This window comes from Corallococcus interemptor, assembly GCF_003668875.1.
Classification (GTDB): domain Bacteria; phylum Myxococcota; class Myxococcia; order Myxococcales; family Myxococcaceae; genus Corallococcus; species Corallococcus interemptor.
Map to the genome: position 1 here is coordinate 1 of NZ_RAWM01000103.1, position 16,988 is coordinate 16,988.

The 16,988-nt window shown below is 71.1% G+C and carries 14 protein-coding genes; 5 read left to right on the forward strand and 9 right to left on the reverse strand.

What is annotated here, in order from left to right:
* Positions 1-503: 503 nt before the first annotated feature.
* The 5 genes from D7X96_RS28585 to D7X96_RS28605 form a co-directional block, all read right to left on the reverse strand.
* Positions 504-3,695: an AAA family ATPase gene (locus D7X96_RS28585; RefSeq protein ID WP_121771205.1), complete on the reverse strand. Its 3,192-nt coding sequence runs from the start codon at positions 3,693-3,695 to the stop codon at positions 504-506.
* Positions 3,692-4,942 carry a metallophosphoesterase family protein gene (locus D7X96_RS28590; protein WP_120549209.1) on the reverse strand — a complete coding sequence of 417 codons (1,251 nt, stop codon included), beginning with the start codon at positions 4,940-4,942 and terminating at the stop codon, positions 3,692-3,694. The genes D7X96_RS28585 and D7X96_RS28590 overlap by 4 nt, the downstream gene beginning before the upstream one ends.
* A gap of 209 nt (positions 4,943-5,151) precedes the next feature.
* Positions 5,152-5,604 (reverse strand): hypothetical protein, encoded by a 453-nt coding sequence (locus D7X96_RS28595; RefSeq protein WP_147442776.1) that lies wholly within the window; start codon positions 5,602-5,604, stop codon positions 5,152-5,154.
* Between the two features lie 150 nt (positions 5,605-5,754).
* A complete protein-coding gene (locus tag D7X96_RS28600; RefSeq protein ID WP_120549207.1) occupies positions 5,755-6,699 on the reverse strand; it encodes a class I SAM-dependent methyltransferase in 945 nt (314 codons plus the stop codon).
* Complete coding sequence (locus tag D7X96_RS28605) at positions 6,696-8,051, reverse strand: sensor histidine kinase (protein ID WP_120549206.1); 1,356 nt, start codon at positions 8,049-8,051, stop codon at positions 6,696-6,698. The genes D7X96_RS28600 and D7X96_RS28605 overlap by 4 nt, the downstream gene beginning before the upstream one ends.
* A gap of 287 nt (positions 8,052-8,338) precedes the next feature.
* Between D7X96_RS28605 and D7X96_RS28610 the strand changes: the two genes are divergently transcribed.
* Both D7X96_RS28610 and D7X96_RS28615 read left to right on the forward strand, forming a co-directional pair.
* Positions 8,339-8,959 (forward strand): hypothetical protein, encoded by a 621-nt coding sequence (locus D7X96_RS28610; protein ID WP_121771206.1) that lies wholly within the window; start codon positions 8,339-8,341, stop codon positions 8,957-8,959.
* Between the two features lie 69 nt (positions 8,960-9,028).
* A complete protein-coding gene (locus tag D7X96_RS28615) occupies positions 9,029-9,391 on the forward strand; it encodes a hypothetical protein (RefSeq protein ID WP_147468417.1) in 363 nt (120 codons plus the stop codon).
* Positions 9,392-9,412: 21 nt separating this feature from the next.
* Here the strand turns inward: D7X96_RS28615 and D7X96_RS39675 are convergent, their stop codons facing one another.
* On the reverse strand, positions 9,413-10,489 hold the full coding sequence (locus D7X96_RS39675) for a hypothetical protein (protein ID WP_147468418.1): 1,077 nt from the start codon (positions 10,487-10,489) through the stop codon (positions 9,413-9,415).
* Between the two features lie 93 nt (positions 10,490-10,582).
* The gene (locus tag D7X96_RS28620; RefSeq protein WP_121722963.1) at positions 10,583-11,314 is read right to left on the reverse strand and encodes a class I SAM-dependent methyltransferase; all 732 of its coding nucleotides are present in this window, start codon (positions 11,312-11,314) and stop codon (positions 10,583-10,585) included.
* Between the two features lie 202 nt (positions 11,315-11,516).
* Here D7X96_RS28620 and D7X96_RS28625 point away from each other — a divergent pair, with 202 nt between their 5' ends.
* Positions 11,517-12,305 carry an alpha/beta fold hydrolase gene (locus tag D7X96_RS28625; protein WP_120549202.1) on the forward strand — a complete coding sequence of 263 codons (789 nt, stop codon included), beginning with the start codon at positions 11,517-11,519 and terminating at the stop codon, positions 12,303-12,305.
* A gap of 13 nt (positions 12,306-12,318) precedes the next feature.
* A complete protein-coding gene (locus D7X96_RS28630) occupies positions 12,319-12,753 on the forward strand; it encodes a hypothetical protein (protein ID WP_120549201.1) in 435 nt (144 codons plus the stop codon).
* On the opposite strand, the gene D7X96_RS28635 is transcribed toward D7X96_RS28630, so the two are convergent.
* Together D7X96_RS28635 and D7X96_RS28640 are read right to left on the reverse strand one after the other, a co-directional pair.
* Complete coding sequence (locus D7X96_RS28635; RefSeq protein WP_120549200.1) at positions 12,750-13,448, reverse strand: molybdopterin-dependent oxidoreductase; 699 nt, start codon at positions 13,446-13,448, stop codon at positions 12,750-12,752. The two genes, D7X96_RS28630 and D7X96_RS28635, sit on opposite strands and share 4 nt — an antisense overlap.
* Positions 13,438-14,100, reverse strand: a complete 663-nt coding sequence (locus D7X96_RS28640; protein ID WP_121771208.1) for a cytochrome b/b6 domain-containing protein — start codon at positions 14,098-14,100, stop codon at positions 13,438-13,440. Before D7X96_RS28640 ends, D7X96_RS28635 begins: the two co-directional genes overlap by 11 nt.
* A 255-nt stretch (positions 14,101-14,355) precedes the next feature.
* On the opposite strand from D7X96_RS28640, the gene D7X96_RS28645 reads away from it, so the two are divergent.
* The gene (locus D7X96_RS28645; protein ID WP_147468419.1) at positions 14,356-16,953 is read left to right on the forward strand and encodes a right-handed parallel beta-helix repeat-containing protein; all 2,598 of its coding nucleotides are present in this window, start codon (positions 14,356-14,358) and stop codon (positions 16,951-16,953) included.
* Positions 16,954-16,988 lie beyond the last annotated feature (35 nt).

A 16,988-nucleotide genomic window follows, 5' to 3' on the forward strand; every position in this document is an offset into this window, starting at 1 on the left:
GGGTGGGGGAGGTGGGGCGCAGCCACCAGAAGACCCCGGCTCCCAGGAGGAGCAGGAGCACGACCCCGATGACCACCGCCGACGGCTTCCGCATGGCGCCCCTCCAGGGTGGGCGACTGTAGCAGCAGGGCTGACGCGGGCCGATTCAGGGGGGGAGCGGCGGAAAAAAACAGGGCCGAACCAAGGTTTTTTCCGGCCGACGTATTGAAGGCGAGGTGGGGATGCTGGGGGCAGAGCCACCAGGGTCCAAGGGCTCGGGCCGCAAGAGCGGACCGGGCAGAGGGGGAAAGGGTTTCGGGGGTTGATCTTCCGGGACTCAAGGTTTTTGGCAGTCGACGTTTTGAAGGAAAAGCAGGACGGACGCGGAGCTTTGGGGGCCGCATCCGAGAGGGGGACCCCTCGGGGGAGGGGTTGAGTTACTGGGAGCGCGTCGAGGGGGCGCGCTCCCAGTATTTTTTTTTGCATCGACCTGGAGGCCCGGGCTGCCGTGGCGCCTGGAGTTCCTACCCGCCGGAGACGACCCGCAGGCCTTCGCGAGGCGCCTTCGTGGCGCCGGGCAGCTCCAGGACGTGGGCGCCTTCGGCTTCGAAGAGTTCGCGGATCCACGGGTGGCAGGTGAAGGCGAGGACCTGGTGGGCCTCGGCCATCCTCGCGAAGAGGCGCACCGCGCCCCGGGCCCGTTCTGGATCGAAGTTCACCAGCACGTCGTCCGTGATGAGTGGCAGCGTGCCCCGCGTCTCTCCGAAGTCGCGGATGACGGCCAGACGGAACGCGAGGAACAGCTGCTCTCGCGTGCCCCGGGACAGCTGCTCCGCGCTCCAGTCCCTCGCGCCGTCACTCACCCGCAGCTCTCGCGCGTCGCCCGCCGGGATGAAGACGCGGCGGTAGCGTCCCGCCGTCAGCTCGGAGAACAGCTCGCTCGCCAGCTGGATGACGCGGGGCTGTTGTTCCTCCTCGAACCTGCGGCGCGCCCGTCCCAGCAGTGCCAGCGTCAGCCGGTCCGCCGCGTAGCGCGTGGCCAGCTCCGCCGCCTTCGCCCGCAGCGTCTCCTCCTGGATGCGCAGCCGCGACACCAGGTCGTCGTTCTCCCACTGCGACAGCTGCGTCTTCAGGCTGCCCTGCTCGGTGAGCACCGCCTTGTGCCGCTCGCCTTCCTCCCGGTGACGCTCGCGCAGCGTGGCGAGCTGTTCCTTCAGGCCCGGCTCTCCGCCCGCCGCGTGCACCTCCTCGTGCGCCGCGTTCTCTCCCAGGCCGGTGAGCGCCTGCACGCGCTGGACGTGCTCGCGCACCCGGGCCGTCAGCTCCGCGTACCTTCGCGCCTGCACCGCGCGGCGGCGGAAGGTGGCCTCGTCCTGGCAACCGCCTTCCGCGAGCAGCGCCTCCCACGCCTGGTCTTCATCCAGCGCCAGCTGGTCCAGCCGCGCCTTCTCCGCCAGCAGCTCTCCGCGCTGGCCGTCCAGGTGGCGTTGATCCGCTGCCCGCGAACGCACCTCCTCCAGCGCCACGGACACGCGCGCGGCCACCGTCTCCGCGGGCCCCGGGGGCAGGCCCGCCGCATGTGCTTCTTGCAGCAGCCGCGCCGTCACGGCTTCGCACGCGGCCTCCGCCACCGTGAACTCCTCTTCGTCCGTGCGCAGGTCCAACAGCCGCTGCCGCAGCGACGCGGCATCCAGCCACAGCGTCAGCGCGGACGCCGCGGAGAGGGCTTCCGGGAAGCGGCGCGACACCAGGAACGCCATCCACTCCTCACGCAGGACCTCCTCGCGCTGGCTCGCGCGCAGCCGTGCCTCCTCCACGCGCTGGTCCTCGCGCACCGCCGCGTCCCAGGCCGTGCGCAGCGTGTCCTCTTCACGCATCAACAGCTCGCGCCGCTCCGCCTGTGTCAGCAGCTCCGCGAGCTGTGACTCCTGCGCGGCCAGGTCCGACAGCGACGCGCCCGGGGACAGCCCCGCCGCGCCGGACGCGTGCAGCAGCTCCCGCTGGAGCAGCTCCTCGCGCGCGCTCAGCGCCGCTTGCGCCGAACGGAAGCGCTCCTCCTCCTGCTGCCTCCAGCGGTGCCGCGCCGCCTGCGCCTCCAGGCTGGCCTTGCGCGCCGTCTCCACGCGGTGGCGCACGAACAACAGCAACCCCACCAGCAGCAGGCCGCCCACCGCGCACAGCACGCCCACCGTCGGACCCGCGAGCCACCCCGCGAGCGCCGCGAACCCCAGCGCCACGATGGCCGCCGCCACCACCCACGACTGTGGCAGCAACGAGCGCATGGGCACCGCGTCCGTGGGCGCACGCACGCCGTCCATCTGGCGGCGCTGCTCCATCCGCTGCTCGGCCAGCCGCTCCAGGTCCCCGCGCACCGCGCGCATCCGCCCCACCGCCGTCTGACGCTGCCGCACCTGCGCGGGCCGCGCCTCGGGCAGGGACTCCAGCTCCGCCAGGACCCGCGTCAGCGACGTCTCCAGCCGTGCCCGTTCCTCGCGCGTGCGCGTCTGATCCGCCTCCGCCTGCGCGAGCGCCGCGTCCGCCGCGTCCAGCCGGGCCGCGAGCGATTCCAGCTCCCCGCGTGCCCTCGCGCCCAGGTCCAGCGCGAGCAGCCCGCCCGCGTCCACCTCGAGCCCCAGCTCTCCCAGCGACTGCTCCAGCTGCCGCCGCCGCGACGTGAGCGCCGCCCTGCGCGCGGGCAATCCGCGAAGCTGCTCGGAGTGTCCCGAGTACGTGGCCAGCGCGGTGCGCAGGGACTCCGCGCGCTCGCGCACGGGCCATGGGGCCGTCAGCCGCTCCCGTGCTTCTTCGATGGGCGCCAGCCGCTCATGCAGCTGCGCCTGCTGGGCCCGGTACGTCTTGCGCCGCTGGAGCACGTCCTCCAGCCGCGTCTCCGCGCCCGGTGGAAAGGTGTCCAGCACCGGCAGCGTGGCCAGCTCCGCCCGGTCGCGCGCGAGCACCGCCAGGTCCCCCAGCGCGGAGTCCAAGCGCGAGGCGCGGTCCAGCGCGGACTCGGTCTGCTTGCGCGCCACCTCCAGCGCGTGGCCCTCCGCGATGCACTCCTCCAGCCGGTCCCGCGTGGAGAAGTAGAGCGCGGGCCGGTCCCCCGCCTCTCGCAGCTTCTGCTGCACCTCCTCCAGGTCCTTCATCACCAGGTTCAGTTCCTTCTTCTGGCCGCGCGGCAGGTACAGCGCCTCGGAGTCCTTCGTCAGCCGCTCCACCGCCTCCGGCAGCCGCCGAGCGCCCTGCATGCCCGCGGCGAACAGCGCCTCCGACACGCCGCGCTGCTTCGCGAGCCGCTGGAACGACGACAGCTCATCCAGGCGGAAGGCGAACACCTCGAAGAACAGCTCGCGCGGCACGTCCGCCAGCGCCTGGTCCAGCAGTGTCTCCGGCAGCGGCTGCCCGTCCGGGCCGCGCACCGTGAGCGTGCCCTCCGACGCGCGCTTGCCGCCGTGGCGGTGCACCACCAGCGGGCCGGAGGCCGTGTCCAGCCACAGCTCGCCGCCGAAGAGCGCGCCCTCCGGTTCGTAGCGCTCCGGCTGGCCGCGCTTCTCGAAGCCGAACAGCACGCCGCGCAGGAACGCGAGCAGCGTGCTCTTGCCCGCCTCGTTCGGGCCGTACAGCAGCGTGAGCCCCGGCCCCGGCGTCCCCGAGTAGCCCCGGAAGTGCCCGAAGCCGTCCACCTGGAAGCGGGTGATGCGCAGGCCCGGCTTCATGACGTCTCCTCGTGGAGCTGCTCCACGCCACGTTGCCCCGCCTGCGCCACCAGCTCCGGCCGGGGCGCCTCCAGCGCGTCCACGCCCAGCCGCTTGAGCCGCTGTCCCAGCGTCGTCAGGTCCTCGTCGTCCCACAGCGACGCGAGCGCCGCGTCGTCGTGGGACAGCGCCTCCGCCTCTTCCAGCAGCGTGCCCAGGAAGCCGCCCCCGGCGCGCACCGCCTCCAGGTCCACCTCCGGCCGGCTGCCATCGCGCAGCGACTCCAGCAGCACCGGTGGATGCGCCCGCGCCAGCCTTTCGCGCAGGTCCGCCTCCAGCTGCGTCCTGGCGCCGGGCCTCGCGAGCTCCCGGTGCAGCGGGCCGCGTCCGGCCAGCGTGAGGCGCACCGCGTGCCCGTCGAAGTCCTGCGCGCAGCGCGACTCCACCACCTCCGAGGCCACCGCCTGGAGCATGTCCAGCGACGTGACGCCCGACAGCGGCACGTCCAGCCGGTGCCAGCGCACGCGGTCCACCGGCACGAAGCGCCTGCGCGCGATGCCGTCCTCCACGTCCACCACCACGCAGCCGCGCTCACCGGTCTCATGCACGTGGCGGCCCTGCGGGTTGCCCGGGTACACCGCCACGCCGCCCCCCGGCAGCAGGTGCTCCGCGCGCGTGTGCACGTGGCCCAGGGCCCAGTAGTCCAGGCCGCCGGCCGCCAGGTCCGCGGCCGTGCACGGCGCGTAGTTCGCGTGGCCCGCGTCGCCGCCCAGGTTCGCGTGCAGCAGGCCCACGCTGAAGTGCTCGCCGGTGCGGCGGAATCGCGCGGACAGGTTCTCGCGCACCTCCACGTCCGGATAGGACACGCCCTGCACGTGGCACAGGCGCCGGCCCTCGCGCCGCACCTCCACGTCCTCCCACCGCGGGCCGAACACCTTCACCGACGCGGGCAGCCCCAGCGTGCCGGTGTCTCCGCTCAGCGGATCATGGTTGCCGTGCACGATGAAGGTCTGGATGCCCGCGCGGTCCAGCCGCGCCAGCTCCGTGCGCAGCGCCAGCCGCGCGCGCACCGAGCGGTCCTTCACGTCGAACAGGTCCCCGGCCAGCAGCAGGAACGTCACGCGCTCGCGCAGGCACACGTCCACGATGCGGGCCAGGGCCTGGAAGGTGGACTGCTGGAAGCGCTCCAGGAGCGGGCCGTGCGTGGCCACTCCCCGGAACGGCGTGTCCAGATGGAGATCCGCGGCGTGCACGAAGGAGAAGCGCATCGTGCCGGCACCGTACCCGAGTCCTGACGCCTCCCCGACTTTCCCGCCCCCCAGGGTGATCCGCCGGTGGACACCGCACATGTCCTCCGGTCCCAGACGGTGTTCATCGCTGGAAACCCGGCACGTCGGACGCGCTGGCGGTGAAGCTTCAAGGTGAGGGGCGCGGGCGCGCCACCAGGGCCCGCCCGCGCCGTCCCGGACCTCAAGGCCTAGCGGGTAGGCTCGGGGACCGAGCCGCCCGTGCTCCCGGTGTCGGTGTTGCTGCCGGACGAGCCCATGTCGTCGCTGGAGCCCGGAGTCATGGAGCCGCCGGTGTCGGAGCCACCGGAGCCCTCCATGCCGGAGCCGCCCATGCCCGCGTCACCGGCGCCGCCCATGCCCGCGTCACCGCCGCCACCCGTGCCACCCGCGTCGTAGCCGGAGCCGCCCATGCCCTGGTCCATCGTCGAACCCGCGCCCTGGCTCGTGCCCGTGCCCTGCTCCTGCTGCCCGGCGCCCATGCCAGGCTCGGAGGCGCCCTGCGAGCCCTGGGAGCCCTGCATGCTTCCGGAGCCTCCCGTGCCGCCGCCGCCCTCCTGCGAGCGTTCCTTGCTCTGGCACCCGGTCAGGGCCATCGCGCCCGCCACCGCCCCCAGCACCATCCATCGCGTGAAGCCATTCATGTCTGATCCCCCGTGTTGGTGTGACGAACCCAAGGCTGGGGGTGGGACGGCGCGAGGACATCGTCCGGAGGCTCCGCGCCGCCGGGCCGCTCACGCCCCGGCCTGTGGGGCAGGGGCCCGCAGGGCTGGCCGGTCGAATGTGATGACGGCTCAACCCTCGCGGCGCAGCACGAGCAGCGCGTACTCCAGGCCTCCATCCAGCAGGCCCTGTTGCAGCCACAGGTGCTCGCGGCGCGACTCGGCGCGCACGGCGTTGAGCGCGGCGCGCAGACCGCGAGCGTCCTCGGGGGCGCGGGCCAGGTGCTCGTGGACGCGCAGCTCCGAGCTCAGCGTCCAGAAGCCCACCGCCCTCGCGGACACGTCGTCGTGGGCCTCCAGCTCCAGGCCGGCTTCGTGCGCGTCGGCGAGGAACGCGTTCACGCTGCCCAGGTGCCGGCTCCACGCGTCCTCGGACGGGTGCATCGCGTTGGCTCGCACCCAGAAGCAGTCCGCGACGGCCAGCACGCCGCCGGGCTTGAGCCGGGCGTGCACGCCGCGCAGCCACTCCGCGCGGGGCAGGGCGCAGGTGTTCTCCACGGCGATGACGGCGTCGTAGCACTCGCGGGGCCGGGGCGGCTCTCCCGTGCACAGCCGGGCCTGCACGTGCGCGCCCAGGCCGGCTTCGTGCGCGAAGCGGCGCACCTGCTCCAGGTGCGAGGGCACGGCCAGCAGCGCCGTCACCCGGGCGCGGTGCTCCTGGGCCCAGTACAGCGCGCTGCCGCCCAGCACGCTGCCCACGTCCAGCACCTCGCCGCCGTCCGGGAAGGGGCCCATGGCGCGCGCCAGCTCCGCGAGCAGCGCCTCCTGTGAACGCCTCAGGCACTCGCGCAGCTCCGGGCCCGGCGTGCCGGGCGGAGGCAGCCGGTCCACCAGCCCCGTGTGGCCGTACACGCGGGGCCCCGGACCCTGGCGGGCGAGTCCGCGCGCGGCGAGGGCTTCATGGTACGTCCGCACGTCGAACGGCGTGAGCGGGGCCGGGGCCACGGCTTCGTTCGCATCCCTCCCGCGCGCGAGGGGCGAGGACACCATCGGGATGAGGGCGCTGAGGGGCTTCATGGGTACTCCCGGGGCAGCAGGATGCGGAGCAGGGCGCCGCCGCCCGGTCCGTTGTGCCGGTGCAGCAGGCCGCCGCTGGCGCGGAGCAGGCACTCGCTGGTGTAGAGGCCCAGCCCCGTGCCCTGGGACTTGGTCGTGTAGAGCTCCTCCGCGGGCGCGTTGAGGCGCTCCGGGGGGAAGCCGGGTCCGTCGTCCTCGATCACCACCTCCAGGCGGCCGCTGAGCGGTTCGGTGCGAGCCCGGATGAAGACCCGGGACGCGCCCTGTTCGCCATTGCCCTCGCATGCGTTGACAACCAGGTTCTCCACCACCCGGCGCAGCGTGAGCGGTCCGCCGCGCACGAGCGCGCGAGGAGGGCGGGGCGGCTCCAGCTCCACGTGGATGTCCACGTCCGGGAAGCGCAGGGACACCTGGGCCTGCACGGATTCCAACACCCCGCCCAGGTCCACGGCCTCCGGGTCGGTGCCGGCGAAGCGGCGGCTCTTGGCGCGGACCTCCCTCACCATCTCCTGGAGCTGGCGCAGGCTGTCCTGGAGCTGGCGGGCCTGGTCGTCGAAGCCGGAGCGCGCGAGCCCGCCGCGCTGCGTGCCGAAGGCCTTCAGCATGTCCGCGGCGGTGCCGGCTTCGTGCAGCGCCTGGTCCATGCCCTGGTGGTGGCCGAGGATTTCGGCCATGGCCTGGGTGAGGCGGCCCACGTCGCGCTCCTGCTGTTCCACCAGCTGCGCGTGCACGGCGGCGCGCAGGCGGTCCGCGTCCGCGCGGGCCTGGTCGTAGCGCACGGCGAGCGAGCCCACGTACAGCTGCGCGACCACGGCGGCGGGGCCCACGAGGGTGAGCAGCCGCCCGTTTGGCGCGTGCCACCCCAGGGCCGCCGCGCCCAGCAGGGCCCCGAGCGTGCCCACCATCAGGAAGGGCTCGCGCCACGTCACCCGGTAGCGCCGGCCGTGCACGGCGGAGGTTCCGATGAGCAGCACGCCCAGGAGGAATGCGCCGGGGAGCGCGGCGAGCGCCGTGAGGGTCGCGAGGAAGAAGTGCTCCAGCGCCAGGCCGGGCAGCCACGTGAGCCAGCCCCACGCGGCCACGCGTCCACGGCGCGCGTGCACGAAGGCGAAGGCGACGCGGTGGACGGCGCAGGGCAGGAAGCACGCGAGCGCGGGCGTGAGGGGCACGGCGAAGAAGGCGTGGACGCCGGGGGCCCACGCGGTGGCTCCCACGAGCGCGGAGCCTCGCAGGAGGAAGCCCGCGACGGAGCGCACGCGCAGGGACGCGAGGAGCCGGCCCGCGTCCTGGGCGCGCATCCAGCGGCGGAAGGTGGTGACGCCCAGGCAGGAGGAGGCGGGCGGGGACTTCATGCGCGCGCTCCGGTGCGGGAGTGCAATGGCGCGGCGCGGGCAGGACGGTGCCCGGACGGATGCAGGTCTCCGCGATGTGGACGCATGCTGGTCAACCCCCCGGCACCAGGCGCAGCCCTCGACTTGAAGGGAAGCAGACGGCGGTTGCGGCCTCCCGGTCAAACGCGAGGACACGGACACTGTTGGCCAGTCCGCCGTCCCTGGCTTCCCGGCCAGGGTGGGGAAGGGCTCCTGTCCCGCGCGACAGTGCTTGGGAGGTCGTGCGGGGCGCGATAGAGGGGCGCACCATGCGTGACAGAATCCAGGCGGTGTTGCGGCAGCTGGCTCAATCTGCGGAGTTGGAAGTGCGGTGGCTGCACACGGTGTCGCTGCTGGAGTTCATTGGTGCGCGGAAGATTTCGCGCACGGTGGCGGACCGGCATCCGTCGTTGGAGGTGCTGGGGCACCTGGCGGACGAGACGCGGCATGCGTTCACGTTCAAGCGGCTGGCGTGTGAGGTGGCGGGCCGCGAGGACGTGACGGAGTTCCTGAGCGTGGAAGCGGCGGCGGCGTGGTTCCAGTCACTGGACCGGCAGCTGGCGGAGTGGGTGACGTTGGTGACGGGGACGCCGGACGTGTACCTCCAGTACCTGCTCACGACGGCGGTGGTGGAGCGCCGGGCGATGGTGCTCTATCCGCTCTACAAGGCGGCCACGCGGCACGCGGTGGTGCGCGAGGAGCTGGGGCGCGTGGTGGTGGAGGAGCAGTCGCACCGCCGCGCCATCGAGGACGCCTGCATGCAGCGCCTGGAGAAGGCGGGCGTGACGCTGGAGCCCGCGCTCGCGCTGGAGGAGCGCCTGTTCGAGACGTTCCTGACGCAGCTGGAGAAGGACGTGGCCCAGGCGCTCGCGGGGGCGCAGGCGGCCTGAGTTGCATCTGGGGTGGGTGAGGACTAAGTGACTCACTTCTGAATCAGAAGTGAGTCAGGAGTGCTCGCCATGTCCCATCGACTTCAACCCACCGTTTCCGACCCGGTCATGGAGCAGGTCCAGCGGCTGCGGCGCGAGCTGGGCGGGGACGTGTCGGAGATCATCACCGAGGCCATCAGCCTGCTGGACAAGGTGGTGCTGGAGGCGCGCCGGGGCGCTCGGCTCGCCTTCGTGCCCGCGGAGCCCGGACAGCCCCTGCGCGAGTACAGCTCGCCGGCGCTGACCCGGCTGGAGTGGAGGGCGATGGGGGAGGAGTCCATCGTCCTGCCCGCGAAGGACTTCGACCGCGTGGCGAAGGCCGTGGATGCACCGCCGAAACCGGCGCGTGCCCTGCGCGAGCTCTCCCGCCGCCGTCGTCGCGAGCGCCCTTGAGAGTGCGTGGATTGGTGACTTCTACTTCGCTTTCTCAGCTGCTTTCACAACTGGATCAAGAAGCGGTCTCACCGCATCAACTGCGTCTTTAAGCCTCTTGATCTGGACGTCAATGGCGGGTTCTTTTGTTTCGAGCTTGTGATGCCGCCGGAATGCGCTTTGCTCAAAGTTGAGATAGCCATCGGCAAGCATCTTCAGGAGTTCGCGTTGCTGCTCATCTCCTGGTGAGGCTGCGAGCATTGCTTCTGCAATCCCCAGCGCCGCATTTCGATCGCGATAAATAACAGCCTGTTCAGCGTGGGAACGGTGAAGGTCTGCGACGTACTTGAGGGCCCACCCAGCGAGGAACAAAAATGCTATGCGGCCTGTCACAAGAAGCGCAATTTGGTCAACCGGGATTTGGGCGTGTGAACCAGTTGATGAAGGCGTTGGGAGGGCGGGCCATTGAATGAACAACTTGTAGATGCCAAGCGCAATTGCTGAAATAATGATGGCCATTGATACCAGCATCCCAGTGGCCTGTCTTCGATGGAAGCTGGCGGCTTCCTGGAAAGATGCCGATTTCGTTGCAAAATCAGCCTTTGCTATCTCTCGGACTTTCTCGGTGGCATCCAGTCCTCGCAGTAGTGCGGATGTCTCATCGAGATAGGCGTACATAGTGTTGATTAGGCTGTCGAATGCGTCTGTTTCTCGTTCGAGGAACTCGGCGATGTCTACGTTTGATTTCGAGTTGAGTAGATTGACTTCGTTGGCGCGATGCGAAATTTCTTGTTCGAGGTCGCGGATGCGCCGCTGCGCGTTTGCTCGCTCAGGTTGTTCGGTGATGAAATTGACTGTTTGTTGTAATTTTTGATATTCTTGATGTAGTTCGTTGAGTTGCAGATTTGCTTTGTCACGTGCTTCTGTAAGTGGCCGTTGTAGTTCGTTGGATAGCTCGTGGGCGCGATTTAATGTCAACCGAGAACCTGCCCGAATGCGTGCCACAGTTTCCATGAGGCGTGCAGCGAATCCGGGGTGGTCGATGGAACGCCTAAGCTTTCCTTCGATGCTTTCCTGCATGCTCCTAAGATTATCTAGCGCCTGATTCGTGGTGGGCACCGCGTTTTCCTCCTTCGTTCTCAACCAGGAGCCTACGGCGCAGTAGGGCTGCAGGCCACCTATGTGCGTCCTTCGAGGACGACGCCTGAGCCGTCACTCCGGCGACGGCTCTTCCCCGTCGTCGCCGGCCGCGCTGGAGAGCACCAGCTTTCCGCCCGTCCACGCCGCCTGGAGGTTCCTCGCGCGGCGTGCTCGCTTGCGGCTCAGCTCCACGCCCACCGCGTCCAGGCCCAGCGCGTTGGCCACCGCGAGCGCGGTGCCGTGGCCGCAGAAGGGGTCCACCACCGTTCGCGTCCGCGTCTGCTCCAGGATGAAGCGGCACGCCACCAGGCATGCGTTGAGCCCCATGCCTCGCGTCCATGTCACCTCGCCGGGGTCCGGCAACACGTCCGCCGTGGACTTCGCCGCGTCCGCCTTCAACCCCCGGCTGAAACACAGCAGGTGCGAGTACGCCGGCCTGCCGAACGTCACCGTCCCCGGCGCCCTGCGGCACACCACCTTGTGCCAGAGCGTGTCGAATCCCTGCGCCTCCGCCGCCTTCGACACCAGGTAGCCCTTGTCCACCCAGGCCCCGTCCTTCTTCACGTCCGACTGGTAGAACACCGCCACCCCGTCCGCCGGCACCCGCGACAACACCTTCGCCGCCGCCCCCACGAACCAGTCCTTCCACTGCGGCACCGTGAGCTGGGGGAACTCGGAGACGTCCGGCATCGACGCCACCACCGAGCACCCCTCCAGCACCGGCCGTGCCTCCAGCCACGCGAGCGCGTCCTCGCAGTACACCGTGCGCTTCGCTCCCGCCGTCCCGTCGCGTCCATCCGTCATGACGCGCCCGAGTCTGCCGCAAACCGCGCACCCTCTCCCACCCTTCATTCCGTCCCCGAGCACCTACCCGTCAGGACAGCCCGCTCCTCGGACCGTCAGGCAACCCCCGAGCAGGTGGACGGCCACGCCCCAATCGTGGCTTGCTACGCGTCCCCTGCAAGACGTGACTTCTCAGTCTTTCCCCCCGAAGAGGACAGCCCCCATGCCCACGACGACCGCGACGGATGGAACACCCCTGCACTACCGGGTGTTCGGGGACGGTCCTCGCGACGTGGTGCTGGTGCACGGGTGGATGGTGTCCGGCGCGGTGTGGGACCCGATGCTGGAGAAGCTGGACCTGACGGGCCTTCGCCTCATCGTCCCGGACCACCGGGGCACCGGGGCGTCCGGCCGCCCGGCGTCGGGGTACACGCTGGCGCAGTACGCCCAGGACGTGGTGGCGGTGGCGGACCACGCGAAGGCGCAGCGCTTCGCCCTGGTGGGCCACAGCATGGGCGGGCAGATCGCCAAGTGGGTGGCGGCGGATGCGCCCTCGCGCGTCACCGGGCTGGTGCTGCTCAACACCGTGCCCGCGGCCGGCCTGCCGCTGCCTCCGGACGCGGCCGGGCTGTTCCGCACCTCCGCGGGGGACCGCGAGAAGCAGAAGACCATCCTGGGCCTGGCCTGCAAGCAGCTGTCGCCGGAGTCGCTGGAGGCCCTGCTGAAGGACTCGGGCGCGGTGTCCAAGGACGCCATCGAGCAGTGCTTCGATTCCTGGACGGCGGGCGGGTTCGCGGACCGGCTGTCCGCCATCACCGCGCCCACGCTGGTGGTGGCCACGGATGATCCGTTCCTGCCGCCCATGTTCCTCAAGCAGGCGGTGGTGGGGCTCATCCGCAACGCGCGCATGACGCACCTGCCGGGGCCGGGGCACTACCCCCAGGTGGAGCGTCCGGCGGAGACGGCCGCGCTGGTGTCGGCGTTCCTCGCGGGCAACGCCGCGCAGGCCTGAAGGAGGACGTGCCATGGCTTGGAGTATGTCGTTCGACCGCGACGCCGAGCACGACGTCGTCACCGCGAACTTCACCGACTGCATCCTCGTCACGGACGAGGACGTGTTCCGCTGGCGGGACGAGGTGGAGGCGCAGTTCGCGAAGTTCAACGGCCGCGTGGACCTGCTCATCAACCTGGATGGGCTCGTCGTCCGCCACACGGCGGGGCGCACCTTCGGCAAGGTGCGCCGCGAGGTGCTGGAGCGCAACACGCACCGCTCGTACCGCTACGGCGGTGACGAGATGACGCTCATGTACATTGGCACCAGCGGCGTCATCAACGGCGCCGCCGTGAACCACTACCCCAACCGCGAGGCGGCCCTCGCGGCCATGCTCGCCGAGCGCGAGAGCCTGCGCAAACGCGGCTTCACGCCGTTCCTGCCGGGCGTCGTGAGCCCCAAGCGCTAGACGCCGGCGAACCACTCGTAGCCGCGGTCCTCCCAGGTGCCCCCCGTGGCCTCCGGGAGGAAGCGCACGGTGGTGAGGTACTTCACCATCTTGTAGCCCAGCTTCACGCCCGAATAGAGGCGCAGGGGCGCCCCGTGCCCGGGGATGAGCGGCGCGCCGTTCATGCCGTACGCGAGCACGGTCTGCGGGTGCAGCGCGCCAGGCGCGTCCCAGGACGAGTAATAGCCCTGGTCGAACGAGCGGAACTCCACGAACCCCGCGCGCGGATCCGCGCCCACGGCCTGCGCCAGGTCGCTGACGCGCACGCCGTGCCATGACGCCACGGCGCTCCAGCCCTCCACGCAGTGGTGGCGGATCCGGTAGTCCGTCCGGGGCAGCCGCTGCAGCTCCTCCAGCGTGAAGGCGCGCGGCCGGGCCACGAGTCCTCCGACGTCCAGCCGCCAGCCCTCGGGGGCCAGGGGCACGGTGTCGGAGAGAAAGTAGTGGGGAAAGTCGCCGGGCGGGGTGAGCTGTCCGACGGGCTCCTCGGGGGCGAGCCGGTTGGGGTGGAAGAGGGCGGACTGGGCGCGCTCGTTGAAGCGGTCCATGACGCCCAGGAAGCCCTCGCGCGGACGCTGGGAATCGCAGGCGCTGGTGGCGAGCGCGGCGGCGCCCAGCAGGACGCGGCGGCGGGTGAGGATGCGCTCAGGGGGCATCGGGTCGCCTCCCGCCGGTGATCATCTCCCCGAAGGTGCGCGGGTGCAGGGCGACGAGGGCGACGTGGCCCACGGTGAAGAACGCGAACAGCGCGAGCAGCAGCAGGTGCACGAAGCGCGCGGGGTCGTAGCCACCAAAGAGCCTCGTGAGCCACTGGAGCTGCACGGGCTTGTAGATGGCGAGGCCGGACAGGACGGACAGCACGCCCATGATCAGCGCCGTGGTGTAGGCCAGCCGCTGGAGCCCGTTGTAGAGGCCCGTTTGCGCGGGCGCGGGACGCAGCCGCAGGTAATAAGCGAGCGTGGCCACGGCATCGCGCGTGTCGCGGCGAGGGAGGAACAGACGGCGGCGCCACTCTCCGCTGAGGGCAAGGTAGAGCACGTACACGAGCCCGTTGAGGGCCAGGAACCAGCCGAACGCGAAGTGCCAGCTGCGCGCTCCCGCGAGCCAGTCACCCAGGCGCATCCACGAGGGAGGCATGGCGTCCTGGAAGGGGTAGAGCGCGAAGGGCCGCCCGCGAGGTCCCATGCGCGGATACGCGACGAGGATCTGCAACCCGCTGGCCGCGAGGATGGCGAGCAGCGGCACGTTGGCCCAGTGGGCGAGCCGGATGGGCCAGGGCTGGGGCCTGCGGGGCTTGGACGGATGCACGCGGTGGACCCCATCACCGCGACGCGGCTCGGGACCATGCGGCGGGAGGGCGGCGCGAACGCCCGGGAGAGGACTCCGTTGTCAGGGCATGTCGAGCAGTACAGCGCCGAGCAAGGATTCCCGTAGCACCGGCCCTCGGGTCGCGGAGCATTGGCAGGCATTGGACGGCGCACGGGGCCCGGGCTCCCCGTGGATTGGACGTGTGGGAATCCCCCGGTATCGTTCCCGCTCCGTCCTTCTTCCCCCGAGGATGCCGTGACCCTGAAGCCCGCCCATGCGTTGCACCTCGTGGGGTTGTTGTTGCTGACCTCGGTCGGTTGCGTGGAGGAGGACCCCGCCTTCACGGCGCCGCTGGCCGGTGGCGTGCGGGTCGTGGTCGCGGCGCCCCGCTCGGTGGTTGCCCGGTCCGTCGGCGTGAGTGCCATCCCCGCGTCTCGCGGCGGGGCGTACGAGACGCTGACGCAAGACCCGGAGGGTGACCACGTCTGGGCTGGCAGCTTGAGGCCGAATGTTTCCGGGGAGGACGTCTACCTGAGTGCGGACGTCACGGACTCGCCGGACACCATCGGGGCCTTCGTGGAGCTGCGGGGCGTGCGGGTCCCCCGGTATGGCGAAGCGCTCGCGGTCATGGTGCCCGAGCCCCGGGGCACGCCTCCCGCGGTGGCGAACCATGCGCCGCACATCCTCGCGGTGACCGGACCGAACGCGATCGTCGAGGATGGCGCGACGGTGGACCTGCTCGCGCACGCGAGTGACCCGGATTCAGACGCGCTCACCTACGCCTGGACCGCCTCCTCGGGCGTGCTCGACTGCACGGAGGCGTCGTGCAAGTGGACGGCCGCCCTCCCCGAGGACGCCGATTCGCGCAAGAAGGGCGCGTTGATCAGCCTGCGGGTCACGGACGCGCGGGGCGCGGTGTCCACGCTCCAGTTCCGCATCGCCGTGGGCACGGTGCGCGGGCCCGCGTGGCTGGGGGACACCTTCGCCAACCGCGCCCCCATTCCCTCCGAAGCAGGGGCGCCCCAGCAGGTGATGCTGGGCGGTCACTTCCAGGTCCAGGCGACGGTGACGGACGAGGACGGTCCCCAGGAGGTGCTGACGTATGCGTGGAGCGCGAGCTGCGAGGGCACCTTCGATGACGTCACGCGGGCCACTCCCGCCTTCACTCCGACGGCGGAGCCCACGGACTGCGGCTGCCAGCTGAAGGGCGCCGTGACGGACGGCTTCGGTGGCAGCACGGAGCAGCTCGTGAACCTGTGCGTGCGCGCGGACGCGCCCCCGGTCATCACCACCGTGTCGCAGTCCGCGAACAGCGCGCTCGCGGGCGAACGCGTGACGTTCAGCGTGGTGAACGTGACGGACCCGAGCGGCGAGGCGATGACGTTCGCCTGGACGTCGAACGTGGGGGCGCTCGGCACTCCCGTGAGCGATGGCGCGGCAAGCAGCGTGGACTGGACGGAGCTCTCCTGCCTGCCGGCGGATGTGACGCCCACCGTGGAGCTGGTGGTGACGAACGCCTCTGGCGCGAGCACGCGGCACGCCTTCTCCGTGGCGTGGGCCGGCCGGCGCTGCGGCCCGGGTGAGTCCCCGTGCCCCGTCACGCTGACGCCCGGCCAGGTGACGCTGCGCGAGGACTGCGTGGTCCAGAGCGCGATGTTCATCCCGGACGGCTACACGTTGAACGGCGCCGGGCACACGCTGACCGCGTCCGAGGATGGGGCCGGGGACCACTACAAGGGCGCCGTGCTGCGCAACCGCGGCACGGTGGCGAACGTGCGCGACGTCACGGTGACGGCGCGCAACCTGTCGGACGTGTGTGACGGGGAGGCGGATCGGCTGCGCGGCATCCTGCTGGAGGGCGCGAGCGGGACCATCGAGGACACGGTCGTGGAGGACCTGAGCCAGGCGGGCAACTTCGGCGGCTGCCAGGAGGGCTTCGCCATCGACGTGCGCAACCTCGCGGCGGGCGCCACGCCGGTGGCGGTGACCGTCCGGGGCAACCAGCTGACGGGCTACCAGAAGGCGGGCGTGGTGGTGCTGGGCCGCGTGGTGGCGACGGTGGAGGACAACGTCATCGACGGGCTGGGGCCCACGGACCGCATCGCGCGCGTCGGCATCCAGCTCGCGCACGGCGTCTCCGGACAGGTGATGGGCAACCAGGTGCGGGGCAACGCGTACATCTTCGAGCGGGACTATGGCTCCGGCATCCTGGTGTTCGGCGGTCCGTACTACGGCGCGGGCCGCGAGCTGTGCCACGACCTGCGCATCGAGGACAACGTGCTGGAGGAGAACGACGTCGGCGTCAGCCTCTTGCAGGCGATGGACCTCGACTTCACGCCGCCCCCCGGCTCCCAGAACCTCCAGGTGATTGGCAACACGCTGACCAAGACGGACCTGACGGGCTCCTATCAGGCCGCCATCTCCGACAACGGGACCGCGAACCTCATCAGCCTCAACCGCATCAGCGGTGACGGGTACGACGAGGCGGTGTATCCGAGCAACGCCATCGCCATGGACGTGGCGGCGCAAGGCGACGAGCGTCAGGTGGGCTTCGCCACGCCGGCGCGGACGCTGGACGTGGGGACGTGCTCGGAGGCGCTGGTGGTGCAGGGCTGGGACCTGGTGGGCAACCTGGCCCCGCTGTCCGTGCCGGAGGTGGCGCTGGCCGCGACGGACCCAGGCGCCACGTTCCACCTGCTGCCGGATTGCTCGGATGCGCCCGTGACGGTGGTCAGCCTCAAGAACCCGCAGCGCGAGGGCATCTTCTACCTCCGCGCCGCGACGGCCGGCCCGCTGACCGTCACGGCGACGGGCGACGGCGCGAGCAAGACCCAGGAGCAGACCGTCCGCTGATCCACGCTGCGCGTGCGTGCCGGTGGATGCGAGCG

Bases quoted from the DNA above. Each gene is read 5' to 3' on its own strand.
- D7X96_RS28585 (WP_121771205.1), bottom strand. From the start codon at position 3,695: ATGAAGCCGGGCCTGCGCATCACCCGCTTCCAGGTGGACGGCTTCGGG.
- D7X96_RS28590 (WP_120549209.1), bottom strand. From the start codon at position 4,942: ATGCGCTTCTCCTTCGTGCACGCCGCGGATCTCCATCTGGACACGCCG.
- D7X96_RS28595 (WP_147442776.1), bottom strand. From the start codon at position 5,604: ATGAATGGCTTCACGCGATGGATGGTGCTGGGGGCGGTGGCGGGCGCG.
- D7X96_RS28600 (WP_120549207.1), bottom strand. From the start codon at position 6,699: ATGAAGCCCCTCAGCGCCCTCATCCCGATGGTGTCCTCGCCCCTCGCG.
- D7X96_RS28605 (WP_120549206.1), bottom strand. From the start codon at position 8,051: ATGAAGTCCCCGCCCGCCTCCTCCTGCCTGGGCGTCACCACCTTCCGC.
- D7X96_RS28610 (WP_121771206.1), top strand. From the start codon at position 8,339: ATGCGTGACAGAATCCAGGCGGTGTTGCGGCAGCTGGCTCAATCTGCG.
- D7X96_RS28615 (WP_147468417.1), top strand. From the start codon at position 9,029: ATGTCCCATCGACTTCAACCCACCGTTTCCGACCCGGTCATGGAGCAG.
- D7X96_RS28620 (WP_121722963.1), bottom strand. From the start codon at position 11,314: ATGACGGATGGACGCGACGGGACGGCGGGAGCGAAGCGCACGGTGTAC.
- D7X96_RS28625 (WP_120549202.1), top strand. From the start codon at position 11,517: ATGCCCACGACGACCGCGACGGATGGAACACCCCTGCACTACCGGGTG.
- D7X96_RS28630 (WP_120549201.1), top strand. From the start codon at position 12,319: ATGGCTTGGAGTATGTCGTTCGACCGCGACGCCGAGCACGACGTCGTC.
- D7X96_RS28635 (WP_120549200.1), bottom strand. From the start codon at position 13,448: ATGCCCCCTGAGCGCATCCTCACCCGCCGCCGCGTCCTGCTGGGCGCC.